Genomic DNA, 23,551 nt, shown 5'->3' on the forward strand with positions numbered 1-23,551 from the left:
AATTGAATTGTAGATAGTAACAAGAAATAAACCGAAACGCTGTGATTTAATGAGTTTAAGGTCAACAGACCAAAATAAGGTTAAGTTAATAAGGGCGCACGGTGGATGCCTTGGCACTAGAAGCCGATGAAGGACGTGACTAACGACGAAATGCTTTGGGGAGTTGTAAGTAAACATTGATCCAGAGATGTCCGAATGGGGGAACCCGGCATGTAATGCATGTCACTCATTACTGTTAAGGTAATGTAGAGGAAGACGCAGTGAACTGAAACATCTAAGTAGCTGCAGGAAGAGAAAGCAAACGCGATTGCCTTAGTAGCGGCGAGCGAAAAGGTAAGAGGGCAAACCGATGTGTTTACACATCGGGGTTGTAGGACTGCGTTGTGGGACGACAAGATTATAGAAGAATTACCTGGGAAGGTAAGCCAAAGAGAGTAACAGCCTCGTATTCGAAATAGTCTTTAACCCTAGCAGTATCCTGAGTACGGCGAGACACGAGAAATCTCGTCGGAATCTGGGAGGACCATCTCCTAACCCTAAATACTCTCTAGTGACCGATAGTGAACCAGTACCGTGAGGGAAAGGTGAAAAGCACCCCGGGAGGGGAGTGAAATAGAACCTGAAACCGTGTGCCTACAACAAGTTCGAGCCCGTTAATGGGTGAGAGCGTGCCTTTTGTAGAATGAACCGGCGAGTTACGATATGATGCGAGGTTAAGTTGAAGAGACGGAGCCGTAGGGAAACCGAGTCTTAATAGGGCGACTTAGTATCATGTCGTAGACCCGAAACCATGTGACCTACCCATGAGCAGGGTGAAGGTGAGGTAAAACTCACTGGAGGCCCGAACCAGGGCACGTTGAAAAGTGCTTGGATGACTTGTGGGTAGCGGAGAAATTCCAAACGAACTTGGAGATAGCTGGTTCTCTCCGAAATAGCTTTAGGGCTAGCGTCGATGTTAAGTCTCTTGGAGGTAGAGCACTGTTTGATTGAGGGGTCCATCCCGGATTACCAATATCAGATAAACTCCGAATGCCAACGAGATATAATCGGCAGTCAGACTGCGAGTGCTAAGATCCGTAGTCGAAAGGGAAACAGCCCAGACCACCAGCTAAGGTCCCAAAATATATGTTAAGTGGAAAAGGATGTGGGGTTGCACAGACAACTAGGATGTTAGCTTAGAAGCAGCTATTCATTCAAAGAGTGCGTAATAGCTCACTAGTCGAGTGACCCTGCGCCGAAAATGTACCGGGGCTAAAACATATTACCGAAGCTGTGGATACCTTTTAGGTATGGTAGGAGAGCGTTCTATGTGTGATGAAGGTGTACCGTGAGGAGCGCTGGAACGCATAGAAGTGAGAATGCCGGTATGAGTAGCGAAAGACAGGTGAGAATCCTGTCCACCGTATGACTAAGGTTTCCAGGGGAAGGCTCGTCCTCCCTGGGTTAGTCGGGACCTAAGGAGAGACCGAAAGGTGTATCCGATGGACAACAGGTTGATATTCCTGTACTAGAGTATATAGTGATGGAGGGACGCAGTAGGCTAACTAAAGCGTGCGATTGGAAGTGCACGTCTAAGCAGTGAGGTGTGATATGAGTCAAATGCTTATATCTATAACATTGAGCTGTGATGGGGAGCGAAGTTAAGTAGCGAAGTTAGTGATGTCACACTGCCAAGAAAAGCTTCTAGCGTTAATTATACTCTACCCGTACCGCAAACCGACACAGGTAGTCGAGGCGAGTAGCCTCAGGTGAGCGAGAGAACTCTCGTTAAGGAACTCGGCAAAATGGCCCCGTAACTTCGGGAGAAGGGGCGCTGGCTTTAAGTCAGCCGCAGTGAATAGGCCCAAGCAACTGTTTATCAAAAACACAGCTCTCTGCTAAATCGTAAGATGATGTATAGGGGGTGACGCCTGCCCGGTGCTGGAAGGTTAAGAGGAGCGCTTAGCATTAGCGAAGGTGTGAATTGAAGCCCCAGTAAACGGCGGCCGTAACTATAACGGTCCTAAGGTAGCGAAATTCCTTGTCGGGTAAGTTCCGACCCGCACGAAAGGCGTAATGATTTGGGCACTGTCTCAACGAGAGACTCGGTGAAATTTTAGTACCTGTGAAGATGCAGGTTACCCGCGACAGGACGGAAAGACCCCATGGAGCTTTACTGCAGTTTGATATTGAGTATCTGTACCACATGTACAGGATAGGTAGGAGCCTATGAAATCGGGACGCTAGTTTCGGTGGAGGCGTTGTTGGGATACTACCCTTGTGTTATGGCTACTCTAACCCAGATAGGTTATCCCTATCGGAGACAGTGTCTGACGGGCAGTTTGACTGGGGCGGTCGCCTCCTAAAAGGTAACGGAGGCGCCCAAAGGTTCCCTCAGAATGGTTGGAAATCATTCGCAGAGTGTAAAGGTATAAGGGAGCTTGACTGCGAGAGCTACAACTCGAGCAGGGACGAAAGTCGGGCTTAGTGATCCGGTGGTTCCGCATGGAAGGGCCATCGCTCAACGGATAAAAGCTACCCTGGGGATAACAGGCTTATCTCCCCCAAGAGTTCACATCGACGGGGAGGTTTGGCACCTCGATGTCGGCTCGTCGCATCCTGGGGCTGTAGTCGGTCCCAAGGGTTGGGCTGTTCGCCCATTAAAGCGGCACGCGAGCTGGGTTCAGAACGTCGTGAGACAGTTCGGTCCCTATCCGTCGCGGGCGTAGGAAATTTGAGAGGATCTGCTCCTAGTACGAGAGGACCAGAGTGGACTTACCGCTGGTGTACCAGTTGTCTTGCCAAAGGCATCGCTGGGTAGCTATGTAGGGAAGGGATAAACGCTGAAAGCATCTAAGTGTGAAGCCCACCTCAAGATGAGATTTCCCATGATTTTATATCAGTAAGAGCCCTGAGAGATGATCAGGTAGATAGGTTAGAAGTGTAAGTGTGGTGACACATGTAGCGGACTAATACTAATAGCTCGAGGACTTATCCAAAAAAGAAACGAGTCAATATTGACAGCGAGTCGGTTTCTTGTTAGAATATATAGGTATTCAATTTTGATTGGATAATCAATCATAGTTAAGTGACGATAGCCTAGGAGATACACCTGTTCCCATGCCGAACACAGAAGTTAAGCCCTAGCACGCCTGATGTAGTTGGGGGTTGCCCCCTGTTAGATATGGTAGTCGCTTAGCAAAAGGGAGTTTAGCTCAGCTGGGAGAGCATCTGCCTTACAAGCAGAGGGTCAGCGGTTCGATCCCGTTAACTCCCATTTACAATGGTATATAAACCAAAAGGTCCCGTGGTGTAGCGGTTATCACGTCGCCCTGTCACGGCGAAGATCGCGGGTTCGATTCCCGTCGGGACCGTTTGACTCGTTAGCTCAGTTGGTAGAGCATCTGACTTTTAATCAGAGGGTCACTGGTTCGAGCCCAGTACGGGTCATATTAATATGCGGGTTTGGCGGAATTGGCAGACGCACCAGATTTAGGATCTGGCGCTTAACGGCGTGGGGGTTCAAGTCCCTTAACCCGCATTAAATAAGAAGTTGCCGGCTTAGCTCAGTTGGTAGAGCATCTGATTTGTAATCAGAGGGTCGCGTGTTCAAGTCATGTAGCCGGCATTACCTTTTGTTAATATTATTTTAGCTTAGGGCGCATAGCTCAGCTGGTTAGAGCGCACGCCTGATAAGCGTGAGGTCGGTGGTTCGAGTCCACTTGTGCCCATTATAAATATGGTCCGTTGGTCAAGGGGTTAAGACACCGCCTTTTCACGGCGGTAACACGGGTTCGAATCCCGTACGGACTATTGTTTTATCACAAAAAAGAAGGCGTTAGCCTTCTTTTTTTAATCTATTTCATGTGGTAGTAATAGTGTTTCTATTCCTGCTTGATCTATAATATAGACTATATTTGGAAAGAATGGATCAAATGGGTAGTCATAGTCAAATTCAATCCTAGTTTGTTGATTTTGGTTACTGTATAGAATTGTCAGTTTCTTATTTTTTTCGATTAGGTGGAAAGTTAAAATTGAGTCGAGTTCAAATACTCCTTTGAGATAATTGTCTAGAATATCCCAAAATGTGTCAATAATTTCATTTGGAAGGTTTGTTGCTGCTCCAAAACTTGCATATCTTTCTTTACTAAATTCAAATGCCATTAATTGTTCTCCTTTCTGTAGCGTAAAAGCACCCCAGTTGGAGTGCTTTGCAACTTTAACGATTCTTAAGTTCAAGATAACGTTTGTACCAAATATTAATATACGCTTCTGAGAATGGACCTTTGCCGTTGTTGATCCAGTCAACAAGTATTTTTACATTCTCTTTTAGAATAAAATCAATGTCTGGAGAGTAGCCCATTTCTTCTTTGTGTACTTCGTATTCATCGACGTCGAGTAGTCTTTTTTCGCCGTCTGCAAAGACTTTGACATCTAAATCATAATCAATGTACTTTAGAGCTTCCTCGTCCATGACGTATGGACTAGCAAGATTGCAGTAGTATGAAACACCGTTATCTCTTATCATCGCAATGATATTGAACCAGTATTTTTTATGGAAATAAACAATGGCTGGCTCACGCGTAACCCAACGTCGTCCGTCACTTTCCGTTACTAATGTATGGTCATTAACTCCTATGACAGCATTGTCTGTTGTTTTTAGTACCATAGTATCGCGCCATGTACGGTGCAAACTACCATCATGCTTATAACTTTGAATTGTAATAAAGTCGCCTTCCTTAGGTAATTTCATGCCTTACCAACTTTCTACAATTAAACTTATCTGTTATAGTTTATCATAATTTTCTGAAAAAAACACTTAGAAAAGTAAAATATTTCACAAATAATCTCGTAAAGCGCTATTAATATCGTCGTAAGAGAATCCTTTTCTTGCTAAATTTTGAGTTAGTCGTTGTTTTAGTTCATAGCCTGCGTATTTTTTACTAAATTTTCGATATTGCTTTTCAAGTTCTTTGTTCAAGAGATAAAGTTCTTGGTCTTCGTCTTTTTCAATTTCGAGTGTGTTGAAGGCATTTTGGGCTTCTGAATAAGAGAAGCCCTTAGTCATCATTGTTTGTATAATTTTGTCTTTGAGTGTTTTTGTTGATAATTTGTTCTGATATTTTCGTAAAAGTTTCTCCGCTACTTTTTCAGCAAGATTTGAAAAGTCAAGACTTGCTAATTTTTGGTCAATAAGCTCTGCATCGACACCTTTTTGTAGTAATTTTTGTTTTAGAACGTAGCCACCTTTATCACCTGATGTTAGGTTTTGTGACAAATATGTTTCAACATACTGAGCATCATTAATCCAATTTTCTTTTTTGAGGTTTTCAATGATTTCTGGGATGTATTTGTCTTCGATTTCGTGTTTTTCAAGATATTTTTTGACTTCATCAGCTGTTCGTTGTTTAAAAGAGATTTGATAAAGTGCTAGATTTTTTCCGTATGAAAACTGAGCGTACTTTTGGATTTTTTTTAAGGTTTTGTCATCAATTTCCATATTTTTACTTAACATGAAGTGCACAATTGTGTCTTCTGTTACGTAAAGTTTATCATTTTCATCGATTTCTAGAAGATAGAGTCTTTTTTTCTTTTCTATTTTAGTAATTTTCATATATTCATTATAACAAAAATGATAAAATAGAAGTGATTAAAGTATAGGGAGGTGAAGTGGTGAAAGATAGTAAAATTGTTGATTTGGCTGAATATCGTTATCTAAAAGAGTTAAGTGAACTTGAGTTAATTGGTGATACGGCAGATGATTTTTTTGATGATGTGGATGATGATTTTGAATCCATGAATTGGAATTTATTTGAAGATTTGTCAGAGTTAAAAAAGCGTGTTGACTATTATCAAGTGCTTTACGAAAAGAGTGAGATTTCTGATAAAGATTATTATTTTTCAAAGGTGAATCTTGGCATGCTTTACAAGCAAAATGGGCTTTATCAGAAGGCGCTTGAGCAGTTCAAAGAGGTTTATCAAATGGATACTGAGGATAAATTTTCTTGTCGGTATGAGATGTTGTCTCTTTATGTTTTGATGTCCCAGTATGACTGTGCTTTGGCATTTTTTAAAGAAATTTCTCTTGCCGGACACGATATTTTACTTGAAGTGCCTTTACTTGTCGGGGCAATTTTAAATGGTGATGATGAGATGGCGCATTATTTGTTAGAAATCCTGAATGCTGATATCAAGGATTTTACTGCTTTTTGCCAATCGCCTGAGTTTATGATGGATAAAATTGCTGCTGTTGGTGCAGCTGGCATTCATCGTCGAGAAGGTCTTGAAATAGTTTATAATGGCTTTTATTATGTCTTGCCCTTGCTAATGACGGCAGGAAATTATGTTCAAGCTTATCTGAATGATTATTTTTCTGAGCGTGATGAGGAAAATGAAATTGAGTCTTTACCATTTCTGTCAGAATATCAAATAGAAGTCTTAATGGCGCATGATATCTATGATTTACAGGATTTTCAACTTTGGACAGAATATGAGATTTTAGCTTTTCCTCAGTTTGGTAAAGATACTTTAGAGAAATTAAAAGAAGTAGGAGTTATATTTAGTCACTAATGAATTTGAAAGTAAAACAACGAATTCCTTTGAAAATTAAGCGAATGGGCATTAATGGTGAGGGAATTGGTTTTTATAAGAAAACTTTGGTTTTTGTGCCAGGTGCTTTGAAGGGTGAAGATATTTTTTGTCAGATTACTGCTGTTAAGCGTAATTTTGCTCAAGCGAGACTTTTGACAATTAACAAAAAATCAAAATTTCGTGTGGAGCCGAAGTGCCCGATTTATAAGAAGTGCGGCGGTTGTCAGATTATGCACTTGCGTTATGACAAGCAGTTAGAGTTTAAGGATGATTTGATTGCACAATCATTGAAGAAATTTAAACCAGCTGGTTATGAGAACTATGAGATTCGCCATACGCTTGGTATGGAAGTGCCTTATCATTACCGTGCAAAATTGCAATTCCAAACACGTTCATTTAAGGGAAGTGTAAAAGCTGGGCTTTTTGAGGAAGGTAGTCACCGCCTTGTAGATATTAAAGAATGCTTTGTTCAGGATGAATTAACGCAAAATATTATTAATCGTGTTGCAGAGCTTTTGGAAAAAAATCATGTACCAATTTATGATGAACGCAAGATTGCTGGAATTCGTACGGTTATGATTCGTAAAGCTAAGGCAACTGGAGAAGTTCAGATTATCTTTATTACAAGTCGTGACGTCTTTTTAGCACCAGTAATTAAGGCTTTAACGGCTGAATTTGAAGCTATTAAGGGAATTGCTCTAAACATCAATCGCTCAAAATCAAGTGAGATTTATGGTGAGAAAACAGAGGTTATCTGGGGAAATGCTGATATTTCAGAAGAAGTTTTGGATTATCAATTTTCTCTTTCTCCACGTGCATTCTATCAGCTAAATCCTGAGCAAACGCAAGTTCTATATAGTCAAGCTGTTGCTGCACTTGATGTGACTGAAAATGATAATATCATTGATGCCTATTGTGGTGTTGGAACGATTGGTTTTGCTTTTGCAGATAAGGTAAAAAGTGTTCGCGGAATGGATATTATTCCCGAAGCGATTGCTGACGCTAAGAAAAATGCACAGCGTATGGGATTTGATAACACCTATTATGAAGCAGGTCGTGCTGAGGACATTATTCCAAAATGGTATAAGGAAGGTTATCGTGCGGATGCTTTAATTGTTGATCCACCGCGTACAGGTCTCGATGATAAGCTTTTGGATACTATTTTGAAATATCAACCAGCTAAAATGGTTTACGTTTCATGTAACACAGCTACGCTGGCACGTGATTTAGTTAAATTGAGTAAAGTTTATGATGTAAATTACATTCAGTCAGTGGATATGTTTCCACATACAGCAAGAACAGAAGCAGTGGTTAAGTTGGTCAAAAAATAAATCATAAGCTTACTAGCGTAGGATGCTTGTCCTGCGCTTTTTTGCTTCTTAACAAGGAATGTGATTTAAGTTTTGACAGTTATGATTTTTATCGTTATACTAGCGATATTATTTCATTTTGGAGGAGTGTCGAGAATGACGGTTACTGTCCGTTTTGCAGAACTTGATGATGCAGAAAAATTGCTTGATATTTATACTTATTACGTTGAGGAGACAGCTATTACTTTTGAATATGATGTGCCATCTTTAGAGGAGTTTACTGAGCGTATGCGCTCAATTATGGCCTTTTTTCCGTATTTAGTAGCAGAAGAAGGTGGTAAGATTCTCGGCTATGCCTATGCTTCTAAGTTTCATCCTCGAGCAGCCTATGCTTGGTCAGCTGAAGCGACAGTTTACCTAGATAAAAATGTGCGTGGTAAAGGACTAGGCAGGATGATTTATACTGATTTAGAAGAGTATTTAAAGCAAATGGGAATTCTAAATCTCAATGCTTGTATCGCGTCAACTGATGTGGAAGATGTTTATTTGACTAATGGAAGTGAGAAATTTCATCGTGCTCTCGGTTATCAATTAGTTGGGAAATTCCACCATTCTGGTTATAAATTTAATCGCTGGTACGATATGATTTGGATGGAGAAAATGCTTGGAGACCATACTGAAAATGTTCAAGCAGTGAAATCAATTCATGAGATTAAGTAATTAGACTTTTCAGCAGGGTTGAATTTTAAAAGAACTGTAGTGGTTTACTATAGTTCTTATTTTTAGTTTATTTTGAAAACGTTTTAAAATATGATATAATATTTCTTTGTTGGAAAACGCATACAACAAAAGAGGTGATTAAATGGATTTTTTAAATCCTTGGGATAATATAAAAATTAGATTGTTAAATCATTCAGAGGAGATTCAGTATTTCGATTCAAGAATTCATATTATTTACGTTTTATTTGGTGAAGTGTCTATAAAAAATCAGTCTAATCAGTTAACTCTGGGCAAAGATGATTTTTTTATTTTATCAAAAACTGATAAATTTGAATGCCAAGTAAAGAATAATTCAAAAGTTTTTTACTTTACATTGGATTATTTTGCAAAAAATGCGAATGATAGTTATGTTCTTGCTTTTAAAGGCGACAGCATCAACAAGCCACGTGCCATGGACAATGATTTGGTTTATCAGCTGCGTCAGTTACTGTTAATGAAAATTTTAAAGGATAAGAGTGATTATTCAAAAATTTATAAACAGTATTTTTCTTTGATTACTTTACTTGAGGATTATTATCAAGTAAAACTTCGTAGTAACCAGCAAAAAAATATTCGTGGTCAAATTGAGGATTTAAAATTTTATATTGATAATAATTTTGAAAAAGATATTAGATTGTCGGACTTGGCTGAGCAACTTTATGTCACAGAGCAGTACTTGTCGCGTGTGTTTAAAGAGCAAAATGGCTTAGGGGTTTCTGAGTATCTTATCCGACGTAGGCTTGCTAAGGTACGTCAATTATTGTTAGAAAGTGATGACAGCATAACAGATATTGCTTATTTGGCAGGATTTTCAAATATTAATTCCTTTAACCGAATTTTTAAAAAGTATCAAGGGATGACTCCAAGTGAATATCGTTTGGAAATAAAAAATGATTTGAGGGTTGCTTCATCAAATCACGATGAAGATAACGACAATTATGATGATATTCAAGAGTATCTACAAGAAAGTGTTAGTCAAACTACTGATAAAGTGGTTGAATTTGATTTTGACAAGGCTTTATTTTTTGATAAAAATAAATTACTTTTAAATTTGGGTTATGCTGGTGATTTGTTACAGACATCATTGGTTAAAGAAATTGGTTTTACCATTGGTTACACGTCGTTTGGCTATGGCCGTATTTGGGGATTGTTAAGTGACAGGATTTTAAAGCAAAATGGTGATTATTTTGATTTTAGTAAGGTAGATGAAATCATTCAAAATATCTTGGATTTGAATTTGATTCCATTTTTAGATTTGGGATTTAAAGGAAAACAAATTCATGAATCAGTAGAGAAAATTATCAGTTGTGAAGAGTTTAGGCTTTCTTCAAATGATTTCTCTGAAGTGTTAAAAAGGTATAGAAACTTATTGAAGCATTGCCGAGATAGATTTGGTTATGATGAAGTTGCGAGATGGAAAATAGAGCTCTGGAAGCCAAATGCTCAAGTTTTAAAGACAATCGGGCAAGAAAATTTAGCTGTTATCAAATCTGACATGGATTCTTTAGATATTCGTAAAGATGATGATTATTTTACTTTCTTTAGTCAAGTAAAAAGAGAAATTCAAGATGTGATTCCAGATATTGAAGTGGGTGGAAGTGGGATTACTCTTAATCTTGAGAAGGAAAATTATAAAGAGTTTATTGAAAAATGGTCTATTCAGGAAGAAAAGCCTGATTTTATTACATTTACGGCGTATTCATTAGATATCTTGAAACAAAGTTTTGAAAAGGATAATAATCAAGCTTTGATTTCTTCGGACAGTAATTTTTTGAAGAGTAGTTTAAAGGTAGCTAAGCAAACTATTGAGCAATGTAAGCTTTGTTCACAAGTTATTGTTTCAGAGTTTAATTTAACGAACAGTGCGCGTGATATTATCAATGATTCTGCATTTAAAGGGCCATATATTATCAAAAATATTTTAGATCTTTTAGAAATCTGTGATTTAGTGGGATATTGGCAGCTTTCTGACCGTTCATTTACGAGTTTTGATGTTAATGATAGGGAAATTTTTGGAGGAAGTGGTCTTATTTCAAAAAGTGGTATAGCAAAGCCAAGTTTCTACGCTTTTGATTTTCTTAATAGTCTTGGAGATGAGTTACTTTATCTTTCAGAAGGAATTGTTGTGACGAAAAGACGACGTAAAGTTATTATTTTACTTTATCATTATTGTCATCTTAATAGTTTTTATTATTATTCTGATAATGAAAAAATTACGTCTAAAAATCTTTCTTCGATTTTTGAAAATGATGGAAATAGAAAATTCCAAATTAAAATGCCAAGCTATGGCGATAAGAAGGTTTACAAGTTGAAGACAAGACGAATTGGAAATAGTGAGGGTGCTTTTTTGCCAGAGGCTGAAAAAGTTAGCCTCGAGGACAATTATAATCGTGAAGAGATTAATTATCTCAGATATCGTTGTATTCCAAGTCTGAAGTCTGAGAAATTGACTGCAAGAAATGGCTTTTTAGAATTTCGAGCAGAATTGCATCCACATGATATGGTGGTTATTGAAATTAGTTAATCAGCGCTAAAAAATATTTTAAGCACTTCTAGTGAAATAGAGGTGCTTTTATGATTTAAAATCATATGGTATTTTTTTACACACAAACTAAAAAGACATTTGAAGAAGACAAAAAAGTGCCATCAGGAAAGCAAAACAGCATAAGTAAAACGTTTACATTTCTGATTAAATAGGAATTGTAAATAAGGTTGCAACACTTACAAGAAAGAATTTCTGGAGGCGAATCAAATGGATAATCAGAAACAAAAACTGAGTAAATTCAGCATCGTGATGTATGGGATGGGAGATTTGGCAAGTCAGTTTGTTTGGACTTTTGTAGGGACTTACTTGACGGTTTACTATACCGATATTGTTGGTTTAGTTCCTGCGGCAGTGTCAGCGATTATGCTGGGGGCTCGCTTATTTGATGCCTTTAATGATCCGATTATGGGGATGCTTGCTGAGCGTACTGATTCAAAATGGGGACGTTTTAGACCATATATTCTTTTTGGTTCACCATTTTTAGCTATTTTCAGTGTTTTAACCTTCACGGGTCCATTTGGAAATGGCTCTGCAGGAGTTATGTGGGCCGCATTTACTTATATCATAGCGGGGATGCTTTATACTTTGGTTAATATTCCGTATGGTGCAATGGCTGCCGTGATGACAAGTGATGAAAATGAACGTAATAGCTTAAATGCCTTTCGTTCAGTCGGTATGAATGTCGGTATGGTTATCGTCAACTCGCTATCAGCAGTTATCATGCTTGCCTTTTCGGGAGGCTCAAAAGTAGCCACTCAATCCGGTTATTTAACAACAGCTGCTATTTATGCAATTATTTCACTTCCAATTTTTTACGGCGTGTTTAAAACTTCACGAGAAGTTATCAAACCTATCCGTAGTGAGAAAGTGTCATTTGGAACTACCGTAAAAAATGTACTTGGTAACAAATATTTGATGATTTTGTTGGCCATCATGATTTTACAAATGACAGCTTTCATGGGTCGTATTGCTTTGACAACTTATTATGTTATTTATTGCTTAGGAGCATTTACTTTAATCGCTCTTTTAATGACGTTACCTTCTATTGGCGGGGCTATTGGCTCATTTTTGGTGGTACCATTGGTTAAGCGTTTTGGGAAACGCGCAGTACTAGCAACATCATTATTTATTCAAGGACTTGGATTGTTGCTTATTTATTTTACAGATTTTTCAAATATTCCTCAGGTTGTAGTTGGACATGTTATTTATGGCTTTTCTAGTATTGGTTTTCCGATTACATTGACAATGGTGGCAGATGCTGTTGACTATCAAGAATGGAAAACAGGTGTTCGTACAGATGGTACAGCTTATGCTACTTATGGTCTGGCAACTAAAATTGGTAATGCTGTTGGAGCGTCAGTTGGAGTCCTTGTTCTTGGTGCAATGGGCTACCAACCGAATGCACAACAAAGTGTAGCAGTGCAAAATGGAATCAATCTGGTTGTTAATTTAGCGCCAGCAGTTCTTTTCATTTTGGCAGCTCTTGTGACGTTTACATTCTGGAAACTTTCAGAGAAACGCATGGCTGAAATTCATTTTGAATTGGAAGATAAACGCATTATTCGTGCAAATCTCGACCAAGTAGCCGAAGATTCAAATGATGTTAAAGCCGAAAAACTCTACGCACCAGTACCTGGTCAAGTTATAGCTCTTGATGCTATTAATGATAATGTATTTGCCAGTGGAGCTTTAGGACTCGGTGTTGGTATTAAACCGACAGCTAATATGCTTGTGGCGCCCGCAGCAGGTGAGGTGACAACTATCGCACCGACTGGGCATGTTTATACCTTGAGGACAGAAAGTGGTGCTGAGATTTTACTTCATATTGGTATTAATACAGTTAATCTTGGCGGTAAAGGATTTGCTAAGATGGCAAAAATCGGTGACAAAGTCCAAGTTGGTGATCAATTAGGAGCTTTTGATCGTGATCTTATTTTAGAAGAAAATTTGGATGATACAGTTATGGTTCTTGTGACTAATACAGTAGATTATGCTGAAGTAAAAGACTTGGACCTTGGACAGGTTGCTTCAGGTGACGACCTTCTTCTTTTGAAGAGCAAAGAAAAGTAATCATTCAAAGCAAGTAAACTAAATTTAAATGGCTCATCTAGCTAGAAAGATGGGCTATTTTGGTGCTTTTGGAAATTCTAAAAAATGTTTCAAGTTTTCTGAAAGCCCTTTTTAAGCTATAATGAAATAAAATGAGTGCTTTTTGGAATGGAGAAATAATGCTTAGTGTACGTATTTTTGATAAGGGAGTGCAGATAAATAATCGAAAAATAAAAATTTTATATAATCTCTCATCACCATTGGAAGTTAATGGTCACACAATTGATAATATGGATATCATTTTAGTTAATGCTGCTGATACCTTAACTGTAAAAGAATTTAAGAATAGTTCGATATGTTACGCAATTTTTTGCATTGATGAATTGGGGATGACTAGACTTTTTCAAGACAAGCAGCTCCTTTTTTCATGCAATAGTAGTCAGGAATTAAATGATAATTTTACTCCATTGAGAGAGTGTTTGACGAAGCTTTTATTGGCTAATTCAGAAGAAGATGCTTTTGCTAAAGTCTCATTTCAAGAGTATACTTATAGACTCTATCTTTTGTTAATGAACCATTTTAGGATAAGTAAGTTGTCATTAGGAAATCTCTCTCTTCCTGAAAGATTTGAACAATATATAGCAGAACATTTTCAGTCTGATTTGAGTTTGGCAAAAATTAGTGAGGATTTTTATATGACTCCTCAGTATTTTTCAAAGTTATTCAAGGAACAAATGGGAGTAACTTTTTATAAATATTTAACTTCTGTGCGTTTGAAATATGCTCACGACTTATTAGATGATTCAGATAAGACAATCTTAGAAATAGCTTTAGATAGTGGCTTTGCAAATGTTAATGCATTTAATCGTGCCTACAAAGAGAAATACCAAGAATTACCAAGTGATTTTAAGAAAAGACAATCTAGCCAAGATGTAGATTATATAAAACCAGATTTTCTGGTATTGAGTCAGCTTTTAGGTGGTCAAATTAAAGATAGTAATCAAGAGAACAAACATAGTTTAGTCTTTGATGTTAGCAATAGAAAAACAACAGAAGCTTATTGGCAAAAGGTGATTAACATTGGTGATGTTGATAAACTCAATCAAAAGAAAGCAGAAGAGCAATTTTTAGAATTCCAGTCAGAAATGCATTTTGAATATGTTAGGCTTAAGTTGAATTTTCCTGATGATTATTCTCAGATGTATCCTTATTTTCTTGAGGAATCTTATATGGATTTTTTAGTGAAATTGGATCTTAAATTGCAAATTGTCATTGATTTTAGGGAATTCACCAGATATCCGAATTATATGGACTACTTGAAAGGTTTGATTTCTCATTTTTCAAATCGATATAGCATTGATCGATTAAGACAGTGGCGCTTTGAGCTTGATTATGTGACGATTTTTGATAATAATAAGTGCCAGCTCTATGCAACTGCTTATCAGATGATTTCAAATCTTTTGAAACAATATAGAGTTTCTGAGAGTTTGTATGGTCCAGGGTTTATTTTGGGGGATACAGCAAGTTTTCATTTATTCATGTCAATGACTAAAAAGCAGAAAAATGTAAAAATCGAACATATTACGTTTCATGCATTACCAAATATTACTAACAAAGATACTGAAGATAATCTTATTTTTCAAACTGTGACAGACGTTAACTATATTAAAAATCAGTTGGAAATGGTTCAAAATGAACTAGGAATGTCAGATTATTTCTATCACATTGTGGAGTGGCGAGATTATTTACCATATCACCTTTGGGTTAATGATTCGACTTTCAAAGCAGCATCAATCATTAAGAATACTTTGGCATGTATTGGAATATTAGAAGATTTAGCTTGGAGTCCGCCTTTGGATTTCTTACTTGAAAATAGAAATGGTGGATTAGTTTTTGGTGGTGAGGGCTACATGACTCAGCATGGCATTAAAAAGCCTTCTTATTTTGCTCATTCTTTCTTGGCACATCATGGTCGTGATATGATTGCACATGATGAACAATCACTTGTGACTGCTTCAGGTCATAATATCAGCATTGTTAGTCATAATTGTTGTCAATTGAATTATCGCTATTATTCTCAATCAGATGATAACCATAAATATCGTTATGAAGATTATTTTGATCATCTAGAAAAAGTGGTTTTGAATTTTGATATTCAAGGGATGAAACAGGGAACCTATCGTATTAAAACACGCGTTATAAATACAGAATCTGGTAGCGTTCAAGATTTAATGGCTAAGGTATTCCTGGATGGTGTGACTACCTTTGGAGAATCAGAAATTGAATATCTCAAATCTCAGGCTACTCCGAGCTTGACTTTATCTCAAGTGACTGTTAGTGATGGTCACTTGAATTTAAAAATTGAATTACAGCCTAATGAGATTTGCTATAGTCACATTATTTATTTATACTAGAAAAAATCTTAAAAATTATTTCAAATAATTAATCTGATAAGTTCTGTGCATTTGTCAGGTTAATTATTTTTATTTTTTCTCATAATAATTAGCAAGAAAGCCTTATCATTTTTTCGTAAAATTGACTTATCAAAAATAAAGAGGAGATAAGCCATGGATTACAATAAGCTTAGTCAAGAAATTCTTACTCATGTTGGAGGGGAATCAAACATTGAATCAGCTACACACTGTGTGACAAGATTACGTCTAAAATTAAAAGATGAATCTAAGGCAGATACGGCATTTATTGAGAAAATTGAAGGTGTTATTGGTGTAGCTAAAGCAAGTGGACAATATCAGATTATTATTGGAAATGAAGTAGCAAATGTCTATAAAGCATTTTCGGCTTTATTTGAACATTCAAAACTTCAAGGAAAAGTAGAAGAACATGATTCTGAAAATGTAAAAGGCTTCAAAGGACGTTTGAACAATGCTTTGGATGTTTTTATTAGCTGCTTTACACCTTTGATTCCAGTTATTGCTGGTAGTGGGATGATTAAAGTTGTTCTTTATTTATTATCAACATTTAATATTTTGTCAGCTGATAGCTCGACTTACAAGTTACTTTTTATGATAGCTGATACAGTCTTTTATTTCCTTCCTGTTATGGTTGGTTACACTGCTGCTAAACGTATGGAAGTAGATACGTTTATTGGTATGGTTTTAGGAGCCATTCTTCTTCATCCTACATTTTCAAATTTGGCAGGTGATGGAAATGCAGCATATACTAGTCTAGCTGGGCTTCCAGTAAAAATCGTTGATTATAGTGCACAGGCTCTTCCAGTTATTTTGACTGTTTGGTTAGCAAAATATGTAGATAAGTTTTCATCAAAAATTTCACCAAGTGTGGTTAAAATTTTCTTGCGTCCAATGCTAACTTTGTTGATTACGGCACCGGTTATGTTGGTTGTTATTGCACCTTTAGGTAGTCTTTTAGGAGATTATTTCCAAATCTTTGCTAATTTAATGAACCAATGGGGTTGGTTGGCAGTTGGGTTAAATGCTGCTTTATTCCCTTTGTTAGTTTTAACTGGTATGCACAATGCTCTAATTCCTTTGATTATTACGATGTTTGCTAGTAAAGGATTTGATGCTGTGTTAATTCCATCAGGTTTGGTCGCTAATATTGCTGAAGGCGGTGCAGCAGCAGGTGTAGCTGCGCGTGCTAAAAATAACTCAACTAAAAGTATTGCTGCCTCAGCTGCTATTTCTGCAGTACTTGGCATCACTGAGCCCGCACTTTACGGTGTTAATCTAAGATTTAAACGACCTTTTTATGCTATGTTATTAGGATCATTCATTTCAGGATGTATTGCTGGTCTTCTTCATTTAACTGCTTATAGCTTTGTCAGTCCTAGTTTGCTTTCATTACCAATTTTTATTGGTGAAAATAGTAACTTAATTTTAGCTTTGATGACATCGGCTATTTCATTCATCATTACATTTGTGATTACTTATATTATCGGTTTTGATGAAGAGCAAAATACTTAGAAAAAAGTCGAAAATCTTATGAAAGAAAGGAATTTGACTATGAAAAACGATTTTTTCTGGGGGGCTTCAACGGCAGCCAATCAAGTAGAAGGTGGTTGGAATCAAGATGGAAAAGGTGTTAGTGTAATTGATGTTTTAGCTCAAACAGAGCATTTTCGTCAAGAAACGGATGGAGTTAAAGCTGGTTACTATTATTCATCGCATCAAGCAGTGGATTTTTACCATCATTATGAGCAAGATATCGCGATGATGGCAGAAATGGGACTAAATTCTTATCGAATGTCGATTGCATGGACACGTATTTTTCCAAATGGTGTAGAAGATGAACCTAATAAAGCTGGTCTTGCTTTTTATGATAAGGTGTTTGATTTATTGGCAAAATATGGAATTGAGCCGATTGTTACGATTTCACACTACGAGCCACCTTTTGAATTAGCTAAAAGAGGTGGTTGGTCAAGACGTAATATGATTGATTCCTATTTAAAATATTGTCAAACGATTTTTGAACACTACAAAAATAAAGTCAAATATTGGATTACATTTAACGAGATTAATTGCCTACTGGTGCCATTTGGCATCATGACAGCTGGAGGAGTTTTCAGTTCTATAAAGTCACCTGAAAATACACTTCAGCTTCGTCTTCAATGTCTTCACCATCAATTTGTAGCAAGCGCAAAGGCTGTACAATTAGCTAAATCAATCAATCCTGATTTTCAAGTAGGTTGTATGATTGCTTCTATGCTAAACTACCCATTGACTCCAAATCCAGAAGATGTGCGTCTGGCTGATAAAGAAAATTTGATTAAAAATATGTTTTGCAGTGATGTCATGATTAGAGGCAGATATCCTTACTATATTAAGGAATATTTTGCTGAAAATCATATTCAGTTAGATATTTTAGAAGGTGACGAAAACATCTTAAAAAATGGAACAGTTGATTTTTATTCTTGTTCATACTATATGTCTTCTTGTATTGGTATTAATCCAAATGCTGAAACTGTGAGTGGTAATTTATTGTCTGGTCTTAAGAATCCCTACCTCACTGAGAGTGAATTTGGTTGGCAGATTGATCCAAAGGGAATGGAAATCTTCCTGCATCGTGTTTATGATCGTTACCAGCTTCCAATTATGATTGTGGAAAATGGTCTTGGGGCAAAAGATGAATTGGTTGATGGAAAAATTCATGATGATTATCGAATCGCTTATCTTAGAGAACATATTAAAAGTCTTAAGAAAATAATTTCTCAAGGAGTAGATGTGATTGGTTATCTTCCATGGAGTGCCATTGATTTGATGGCTTTATCTACTGGTACAATTGATAAGCGTTATGGCTTTATTTATGTTGATGTCGATAGTCAAGGAAATGGTAGCTTTAGACGTTATCGTAAAGATTCGTTCTTCTGGTATAAAAAGGTAATTGCCTCAAAAGGTGAGGATTTAGAGTAATTTTATTTTGAACAAAACATTAGTGCCTACAATTTTTGAGTGTAGGTGCTTTTTTTGTCAAGGTTTTAACTTTATGTAGCATTAATAAAAAAGTGTTATATCTGATAGTACTTTTTTGTTTTTGAAAAAAATTTTAAAAAAAAGTCTGCAAAAATGATGAATAAGAGAGGTTAAAAGTGACAAGTCTTTTTTTAACGTGAGTTCTATAATAATAAATGTAAACGATAACAAAACAAAAACGGAGGAAATCTCAATGACTAAACTAAAATTCGGTATCATCGGATGTGGTGGTATTGCTAACAGCAAACATTTTCCTGCTCTAGCTAAATTATCAGATAAACTTGAAATCGTTGCTTTTTGTGACATTATCGAAGAACGTGCACGAAAAGCTGCTGAAGAATATGGTGTAGAAGGTGCACTTGTAACAACAGATTATCATGACATTGCTAATCACCCTGATATCGATGTTATCCACGTCTTGACACCGAACGTTTCTCACTCAGAAATCACAGTAGCTTCACTTGAAGGTGGCAAACACGTAATGTGTGAAAAACCAATGGCTATCAATTATAAAGAAGCTAAAGCAATGCTTGATGCAGCAAAACGTACAGGTAAAAAATTGACTATTGGTTATCAAAATCGTTTCCGTGCAGACTCATTGGCGACTAAAGATGCTTGTGAAGCTGGTGAACTTGGTGATATTTACTTTGCAAAGGCTCATGCCATTCGTCGTAAAGGTGTTCCAACTTGGGGTGTATTCCCAGATAAATCTAAACAAGGTGGTGGACCACTTATTGATATCGGTACACACGCACTTGACCTCACTCTTTGGTACATGGATAATTACGAACCAGCAATGGTATTGGGATCTACTTACCAAAAATTAAAAGATAATCCAATGGGGAATATGTTTGGTCCATGGGATCCTGATACATTTGAAACTGAAGATTCAGCATTTGGTTTAATCAAAATGAAAAATGGTGCAACTATCTTCCTTGAAGCAGCGTGGGCTCTTAATATGATTAATCCAAAAGAAGCACAAGTGACACTTTGTGGTGACAAAGGTGGTGCCGAAATGTTTGGCGCAGCCTTCATGGATCAAGGTTATGTAGTCTTTAATAGAGCCGCTCATGGTCAATTGGAGGAAACAAAACCTTCTGAAGCAGGTGGTGTTTTTGGATTTGCAGGCGAAAGTCTTGAACAACGTGATGCAGAAGCGCAACAATGGGTGGATGCCATTATCAATGACAAAGAACCATTGGTTAAACCAGAACAAGCTATTGTAGTTACACGCATTCTTGAAGCTATTTACAAATCAGCTGAAACTGGTGAAGTTGTTGTATTTGACGATTAATTGCTAATTTAAGAAGATATCTGAATGAAAATTGGCATGAGGTAAAGAACATGACAGAAAAGAAATTACATTTTGGAATTATCGGTTTTGGTTTTATGGGGCAAACTCATGCCAAAATGATTACAGAAGAATTAGATTATGCTGACTTGATTGCGGTTTGTGATATTAATAAAATGCAATTGGAAAATGCAGTTGAAGGATATGATACTTATCTAAAAGCAGATGATCTATTAAAAGACGATCGTATTGACACAGTGATTATTGCAGTCCCTAATCATCTTCATTTAGAAATGGTTAAAAAAGTTGCAGCAGCGGGTAAAGATGTCATTTGTGAAAAACCAGCAGCACTGAACGCCAAAGAATTTGAAGAGATGCAAAAAGCTGTCGCGGCAGCGGGTGTGCGTTTTACTATTCATCATCAACGTCGTTGGGATAAAGATTATCGAATTGCGCGTGAGGTTTATCAAAGTGGTACATTAGGTGACACTTACACTATTCAAAATAGTTTATATGGATTTAACGGAAACATGCATGACTGGCACATTTACCCAGAATTCGGTGGTGGTATGTTGTACGACTGGGGAATTCACTTGCTAGACCAAATGCTATTTATGGTCGATAGTGAAATTGAAACAGTTTATGCGACCGTTAAAAATGTCATTAACAAAGAGGTGGACGATTACTTCAATATTCAATTGCAGTTTAAAAATGGTGTGACTGGTCAAGTTGAATTGGGAACATATTTCTTAAGTGATGAAGATGGCTGGTTTGAACGCCATTGGTTCCTTGGTGGTAATGAAGGTAGTGCTAAAATTGATGGTTTCCATCCAGAAGGAAAAATCACTCGCACAACAGATTTATTGCGAAATGTTCCTGGGCAAATCACAATGACAGCAGCAGGTCCTACACGTTCATTTGGTCCTGCGCCAGCAGGTCGTATTGTAACAGAGCCTCTTCCAGTAGTAAGTACAGCTCACCGTAATTATTTTGATGAGTACTATGATTATGTCACTGGTAAAGGTGAACTTGTTGTTAAACCAGAAGAAATTCTTCGTTTGATGAAATTGATGGATGCTATTCGTATTTCTGCCAAAGAACATCGCAGCATTGCATTTGAATAATGAATTTTAACGTGAGGAGGGTTCACAAAATGTGAACTCTCAATTTTAGAAAGAGTGATAAGTATGAAACTAGGTTTGGTGTCAGCCATTTTGGATAAATCAGATTTTTATGAATTGATTGATGTTGTTGCTGAAAATGGATTGGAATGTGTCGAAGTGGCATGTTGGCCACAAGAAAAAGCGGCTCGTCGTTATGCTGGGGTTTCACATATTGATGTGGTAAATTTGACAGCAGAAAAAGCAGCTGACTTAAATGCTTATGCAGCAGATAAAGGTGTTGAAATATCATCTCTTGCTTACTATCCAAATCCACTTGATGAGGATTTAGAAAAACGTCAAACGGTGATTGACCATCTTTATAAAGTGATTGATGCGTCTGCTTTGATGGGAGTTAATATGGTGACAACTTTCATTGGACGTATGCCAAGTAAATCAGTTTCTGAAAACTTGGAAGAAGTGAAAAAAGTCTGGCCACCAATTATTGAATACGCAGCAACAAAAGGCGTAAAAATTGCTATTGAAAATTGTCCAATGCTCTTTACTGAAGATGAATGGCCTGGTGGGCAAAATCTTTTTACAACACCAGCTATCTGGCGACAAGTTTTTGACATTTTGCCATATGATAACTTTGGTATCAACTATGATCCATCGCATTTTGTTTGGCAACAAATTGATTACATTGCACCGCTTTATGAATTTAAAGATAAAATTTTCCACGTTCATTATAAAGATATCAAAGTTTTCGAAGATAAGCTAAAAGATGTCGGTGTGATGGCAACGCCACTTCAATACATGAGTCCAAAACTTCCAGGACTTGGCGATGTAGATTGGGGTAAATACGTTTCAGCGCTTACTGATATTGGTTTTGATGGTTATACTTGTATCGAAGTTGAAGATAAATCTTTTGAAAAAGACAATCAAGCCGTACGTGATTCAATCACACTAAGCACACGTTATTTGAGAAATTTTGTAATTTAAAAATGGAAATGGGAGAAAATCATGAGTATTAAAACTGCAGTCAGTCTTTATAGTTTACAAGATGAATTTATGAATGGTCGTATGTCACTTGAGGAAATCATGGAATACCTCGATGACAATCAAGTTCAAGGTATTGAAATGTTGCCAGACCAAAATCTACATGGCACACCACATCCTACTGAAGAAACGTTGACTGAGTGGGATCGTATCATGGCAAAAACAAAAGCAAAACCTGTTTGTGCCGATGTTTTCTTGAATACAAACCTCTATAATAACCGTACTTTAACTGAAAAAGAATGTGTTGATCTTTTAATTGACGAGATTAAATTGGCGCACCGACTTGGTTTCAAGTTGATTCGCTTAGTATCTATGGTTCCAAGTTTTGTGATTGAGCCACTTTTGCCATATGCTGAAAAATACGATGTTGCTTTTGCACTTGAAGTTCATGCAGGGATGAGTTTTGATGAACCAGCTACAGCCAAATTCATTGAAGAAATGAAACGTGTTAACTCTCCTTATTGCGGTCTTGTTATTGATACAGGCATTTTCTGTGATCGCATTCCACGTGTGTTTAATGATTTCAATGAAAAAGTTTTAGGTGTTGATCCAGAAGTTATTGCTTTGTTTAATGAGCAATTTGATAAAGGACTTGACGGTACTCATCTTATCTCTCGTGATCGCAAGATGGTTCCTGAATTAGAAAAATTTGCAACTCCTAAAAATATGCCTTACATCATGCTAGCTGATGGCTATGAAAACACACCTTTATCAGCACTTGATGATTTGATTCCTTATATCAAACATTTCCATTTCAAACTTTGGGAAATGACAGATGAAGGAGTAGAGTATTCAATTGATTATAAGAAAATTTTACAATACCTTCATGATAAAGGTTACGACGGCTATGTAGCAACAGAATACGAAGGAAATCGCTGGATTCTTCCTGGAAACCCAATGGTTGAAAAAGAACAAGTTGCTGCTCACCAAAAACTTTTGCGTGAAGCCATTGCAGAGATTGAAGGCTAGGAGGATAAGACATGTTTGATAATAACGTTTTTAAAAAAGATTCATGTAAAAATACAGTTGTAGATGACAAAGTTGTTGGATTTGAACTTGAGACATTTATTACTTACTATCGTGCGATTCCATTGTCAATGGTTAATGATATTGCTGTAAAAGTAGATGGTAAAGAAGTTCCACGTGAAGCGATTCGTTGCAGTGCAGAAGGCAAAGATTGGTTCACTCTTGATGAAATGACTACTGTTACAACTTATAAATGGGAATATGATGTGCCATTAAAAATTCGTGTGATTCAAGATGGTGGTTTACCTACAGGAGAACACGATGTTGAATTGACAGTTATTACACGTACAGCGTATATTCCAATTCCAATCAAAGGAGTAAATTCACGTAAAGTCGTGATTAGCTAGAACATTGTAACTAAAAAATCCTGCGGCAATCTCCTTGCAGGATTT

At 36.9% G+C, this 23,551-nt stretch carries 16 protein-coding genes, 7 tRNA genes and 2 rRNA genes; 22 read left to right on the plus strand and 3 right to left on the minus strand.

The features are described 5' to 3' along the window. The first annotated feature begins 78 nt into the window (after nucleotides 1-78). The 9 genes from ACNTMY_RS02395 to ACNTMY_RS02435 all read left to right on the plus strand — a co-directional run bounded on the left by ACNTMY_RS02395 (nucleotide 79) and on the right by ACNTMY_RS02435 (nucleotide 3,792). Nucleotides 79-2,978, plus strand: a 23S ribosomal RNA gene (locus ACNTMY_RS02395). Between the two features lie 85 nt (nucleotides 2,979-3,063). After that, nucleotides 3,064-3,179, plus strand: a 5S ribosomal RNA gene (gene rrf, locus ACNTMY_RS02400). A 4-nt stretch (nucleotides 3,180-3,183) separates the two neighbouring features. Beyond that, a tRNA-Val gene (locus ACNTMY_RS02405) sits at nucleotides 3,184-3,256 on the plus strand. Nucleotides 3,257-3,280: 24 nt separating this feature from the next. Continuing rightward, nucleotides 3,281-3,353, plus strand: a tRNA-Asp gene (locus tag ACNTMY_RS02410). A gap of 3 nt (nucleotides 3,354-3,356) precedes the next feature. Beyond that, nucleotides 3,357-3,429: transfer RNA gene (locus ACNTMY_RS02415), tRNA-Lys, on the plus strand. 9 nt (nucleotides 3,430-3,438) lie between these two features. After that, nucleotides 3,439-3,520, plus strand: a tRNA-Leu gene (locus ACNTMY_RS02420). 14 nt (nucleotides 3,521-3,534) lie between these two features. Further along, a tRNA-Thr gene (locus ACNTMY_RS02425) sits at nucleotides 3,535-3,607 on the plus strand. 29 nt (nucleotides 3,608-3,636) lie between these two features. After that, nucleotides 3,637-3,710, plus strand: a tRNA-Ile gene (locus ACNTMY_RS02430). 10 nt (nucleotides 3,711-3,720) lie between these two features. After that, nucleotides 3,721-3,792, plus strand: a tRNA-Glu gene (locus ACNTMY_RS02435). A 39-nt stretch (nucleotides 3,793-3,831) separates the two neighbouring features. On the opposite strand, the gene ACNTMY_RS02440 is transcribed toward ACNTMY_RS02435, so the two are convergent. The 3 genes from ACNTMY_RS02440 to recX all read right to left on the minus strand — a co-directional run bounded on the left by ACNTMY_RS02440 (nucleotide 3,832) and on the right by recX (nucleotide 5,593). Beyond that, nucleotides 3,832-4,143 (minus strand): DUF960 domain-containing protein, encoded by a 312-nt coding sequence (locus ACNTMY_RS02440; RefSeq protein WP_423216506.1) that lies wholly within the window; start codon nucleotides 4,141-4,143, stop codon nucleotides 3,832-3,834. A 55-nt stretch (nucleotides 4,144-4,198) separates the two neighbouring features. Continuing rightward, nucleotides 4,199-4,732: a nucleoside tri-diphosphate phosphatase gene (gene ntdP, locus ACNTMY_RS02445; RefSeq protein WP_021141809.1), complete on the minus strand. Its 534-nt coding sequence runs from the start codon at nucleotides 4,730-4,732 to the stop codon at nucleotides 4,199-4,201. Nucleotides 4,733-4,816: 84 nt separating this feature from the next. After that, a complete protein-coding gene (recX, locus tag ACNTMY_RS02450) occupies nucleotides 4,817-5,593 on the minus strand; it encodes a recombination regulator RecX (RefSeq protein ID WP_423216507.1) in 777 nt (258 codons plus the stop codon). Nucleotides 5,594-5,652: 59 nt separating this feature from the next. Here recX and ACNTMY_RS02455 point away from each other — a divergent pair, with 59 nt between their 5' ends. The 13 genes from ACNTMY_RS02455 to ACNTMY_RS02515 all read left to right on the plus strand — a co-directional run bounded on the left by ACNTMY_RS02455 (nucleotide 5,653) and on the right by ACNTMY_RS02515 (nucleotide 23,506). Then, nucleotides 5,653-6,549, plus strand: coding sequence for a tetratricopeptide repeat protein (locus ACNTMY_RS02455; protein WP_423216508.1), 897 nt, complete (start codon nucleotides 5,653-5,655; stop codon nucleotides 6,547-6,549). Further along, on the plus strand, nucleotides 6,549-7,901 hold the full coding sequence (gene rlmD / locus ACNTMY_RS02460; protein WP_423216509.1) for a 23S rRNA (uracil(1939)-C(5))-methyltransferase RlmD: 1,353 nt from the start codon (nucleotides 6,549-6,551) through the stop codon (nucleotides 7,899-7,901). Before ACNTMY_RS02455 ends, rlmD begins: the two co-directional genes overlap by 1 nt. Nucleotides 7,902-8,036: 135 nt before the next feature. After that, nucleotides 8,037-8,600, plus strand: coding sequence for a GNAT family N-acetyltransferase (locus ACNTMY_RS02465; RefSeq protein ID WP_423216510.1), 564 nt, complete (start codon nucleotides 8,037-8,039; stop codon nucleotides 8,598-8,600). A 142-nt stretch (nucleotides 8,601-8,742) separates the two neighbouring features. Continuing rightward, nucleotides 8,743-11,163 carry a helix-turn-helix domain-containing protein gene (locus ACNTMY_RS02470; protein WP_423216511.1) on the plus strand — a complete coding sequence of 807 codons (2,421 nt, stop codon included), beginning with the start codon at nucleotides 8,743-8,745 and terminating at the stop codon, nucleotides 11,161-11,163. Nucleotides 11,164-11,391: 228 nt separating this feature from the next. Further along, the gene (locus ACNTMY_RS02475; RefSeq protein ID WP_423216512.1) at nucleotides 11,392-13,254 is read left to right on the plus strand and encodes a glycoside-pentoside-hexuronide (GPH):cation symporter; all 1,863 of its coding nucleotides are present in this window, start codon (nucleotides 11,392-11,394) and stop codon (nucleotides 13,252-13,254) included. A 131-nt stretch (nucleotides 13,255-13,385) separates the two neighbouring features. Beyond that, the gene (locus ACNTMY_RS02480) at nucleotides 13,386-15,647 is read left to right on the plus strand and encodes a helix-turn-helix domain-containing protein (protein ID WP_423216513.1); all 2,262 of its coding nucleotides are present in this window, start codon (nucleotides 13,386-13,388) and stop codon (nucleotides 15,645-15,647) included. Between the two features lie 153 nt (nucleotides 15,648-15,800). Continuing rightward, nucleotides 15,801-17,177 (plus strand): PTS transporter subunit EIIC, encoded by a 1,377-nt coding sequence (locus tag ACNTMY_RS02485; protein WP_423216514.1) that lies wholly within the window; start codon nucleotides 15,801-15,803, stop codon nucleotides 17,175-17,177. Nucleotides 17,178-17,216: 39 nt separating this feature from the next. Beyond that, a complete protein-coding gene (locus ACNTMY_RS02490) occupies nucleotides 17,217-18,623 on the plus strand; it encodes a glycoside hydrolase family 1 protein (RefSeq protein ID WP_423216515.1) in 1,407 nt (468 codons plus the stop codon). A gap of 253 nt (nucleotides 18,624-18,876) precedes the next feature. Continuing rightward, nucleotides 18,877-19,977: a Gfo/Idh/MocA family protein gene (locus ACNTMY_RS02495; protein ID WP_423216516.1), complete on the plus strand. Its 1,101-nt coding sequence runs from the start codon at nucleotides 18,877-18,879 to the stop codon at nucleotides 19,975-19,977. Nucleotides 19,978-20,027: 50 nt separating this feature from the next. Then, the gene (locus ACNTMY_RS02500; RefSeq protein WP_423216517.1) at nucleotides 20,028-21,098 is read left to right on the plus strand and encodes a Gfo/Idh/MocA family protein; all 1,071 of its coding nucleotides are present in this window, start codon (nucleotides 20,028-20,030) and stop codon (nucleotides 21,096-21,098) included. 63 nt (nucleotides 21,099-21,161) lie between these two features. Then, nucleotides 21,162-22,076: a sugar phosphate isomerase/epimerase family protein gene (locus ACNTMY_RS02505; RefSeq protein ID WP_423216518.1), complete on the plus strand. Its 915-nt coding sequence runs from the start codon at nucleotides 21,162-21,164 to the stop codon at nucleotides 22,074-22,076. A gap of 21 nt (nucleotides 22,077-22,097) precedes the next feature. Then, on the plus strand, nucleotides 22,098-23,102 hold the full coding sequence (locus tag ACNTMY_RS02510) for a sugar phosphate isomerase/epimerase family protein (RefSeq protein WP_423216519.1): 1,005 nt from the start codon (nucleotides 22,098-22,100) through the stop codon (nucleotides 23,100-23,102). Between the two features lie 11 nt (nucleotides 23,103-23,113). Next, nucleotides 23,114-23,506, plus strand: coding sequence for a C-glycoside deglycosidase beta subunit domain-containing protein (locus ACNTMY_RS02515; RefSeq protein WP_423216520.1), 393 nt, complete (start codon nucleotides 23,114-23,116; stop codon nucleotides 23,504-23,506). Nucleotides 23,507-23,551 lie beyond the last annotated feature (45 nt).

The organism is Streptococcus equinus (assembly GCF_049393735.1).
Classification (GTDB): domain Bacteria; phylum Bacillota; class Bacilli; order Lactobacillales; family Streptococcaceae; genus Streptococcus; species Streptococcus equinus_G.

What these genes read in the sequence shown, in the direction of transcription:
- ACNTMY_RS02440 (WP_423216506.1), bottom strand. Translation starts at nt 4,143, where the DNA reads ATGGCATTTGAATTTAGTAAAGAAAGATATGCAAGTTTTGGAGCAGCA.
- ntdP (WP_021141809.1), bottom strand. Translation starts at nt 4,732, where the DNA reads ATGAAATTACCTAAGGAAGGCGACTTTATTACAATTCAAAGTTATAAG.
- recX (WP_423216507.1), bottom strand. Translation starts at nt 5,593, where the DNA reads ATGAAAATTACTAAAATAGAAAAGAAAAAAAGACTCTATCTTCTAGAA.
- rlmD (WP_423216509.1), top strand. Translation starts at nt 6,549, where the DNA reads ATGAATTTGAAAGTAAAACAACGAATTCCTTTGAAAATTAAGCGAATG.
- ACNTMY_RS02465 (WP_423216510.1), top strand. Translation starts at nt 8,037, where the DNA reads ATGACGGTTACTGTCCGTTTTGCAGAACTTGATGATGCAGAAAAATTG.
- ACNTMY_RS02470 (WP_423216511.1), top strand. Translation starts at nt 8,743, where the DNA reads ATGGATTTTTTAAATCCTTGGGATAATATAAAAATTAGATTGTTAAAT.
- ACNTMY_RS02475 (WP_423216512.1), top strand. Translation starts at nt 11,392, where the DNA reads ATGGATAATCAGAAACAAAAACTGAGTAAATTCAGCATCGTGATGTAT.
- ACNTMY_RS02480 (WP_423216513.1), top strand. Translation starts at nt 13,386, where the DNA reads ATGAGTGCTTTTTGGAATGGAGAAATAATGCTTAGTGTACGTATTTTT.
- ACNTMY_RS02485 (WP_423216514.1), top strand. Translation starts at nt 15,801, where the DNA reads ATGGATTACAATAAGCTTAGTCAAGAAATTCTTACTCATGTTGGAGGG.
- ACNTMY_RS02490 (WP_423216515.1), top strand. Translation starts at nt 17,217, where the DNA reads ATGAAAAACGATTTTTTCTGGGGGGCTTCAACGGCAGCCAATCAAGTA.
- ACNTMY_RS02495 (WP_423216516.1), top strand. Translation starts at nt 18,877, where the DNA reads ATGACTAAACTAAAATTCGGTATCATCGGATGTGGTGGTATTGCTAAC.
- ACNTMY_RS02500 (WP_423216517.1), top strand. Translation starts at nt 20,028, where the DNA reads ATGACAGAAAAGAAATTACATTTTGGAATTATCGGTTTTGGTTTTATG.
- ACNTMY_RS02505 (WP_423216518.1), top strand. Translation starts at nt 21,162, where the DNA reads ATGAAACTAGGTTTGGTGTCAGCCATTTTGGATAAATCAGATTTTTAT.
- ACNTMY_RS02510 (WP_423216519.1), top strand. Translation starts at nt 22,098, where the DNA reads ATGAGTATTAAAACTGCAGTCAGTCTTTATAGTTTACAAGATGAATTT.
- ACNTMY_RS02515 (WP_423216520.1), top strand. Translation starts at nt 23,114, where the DNA reads ATGTTTGATAATAACGTTTTTAAAAAAGATTCATGTAAAAATACAGTT.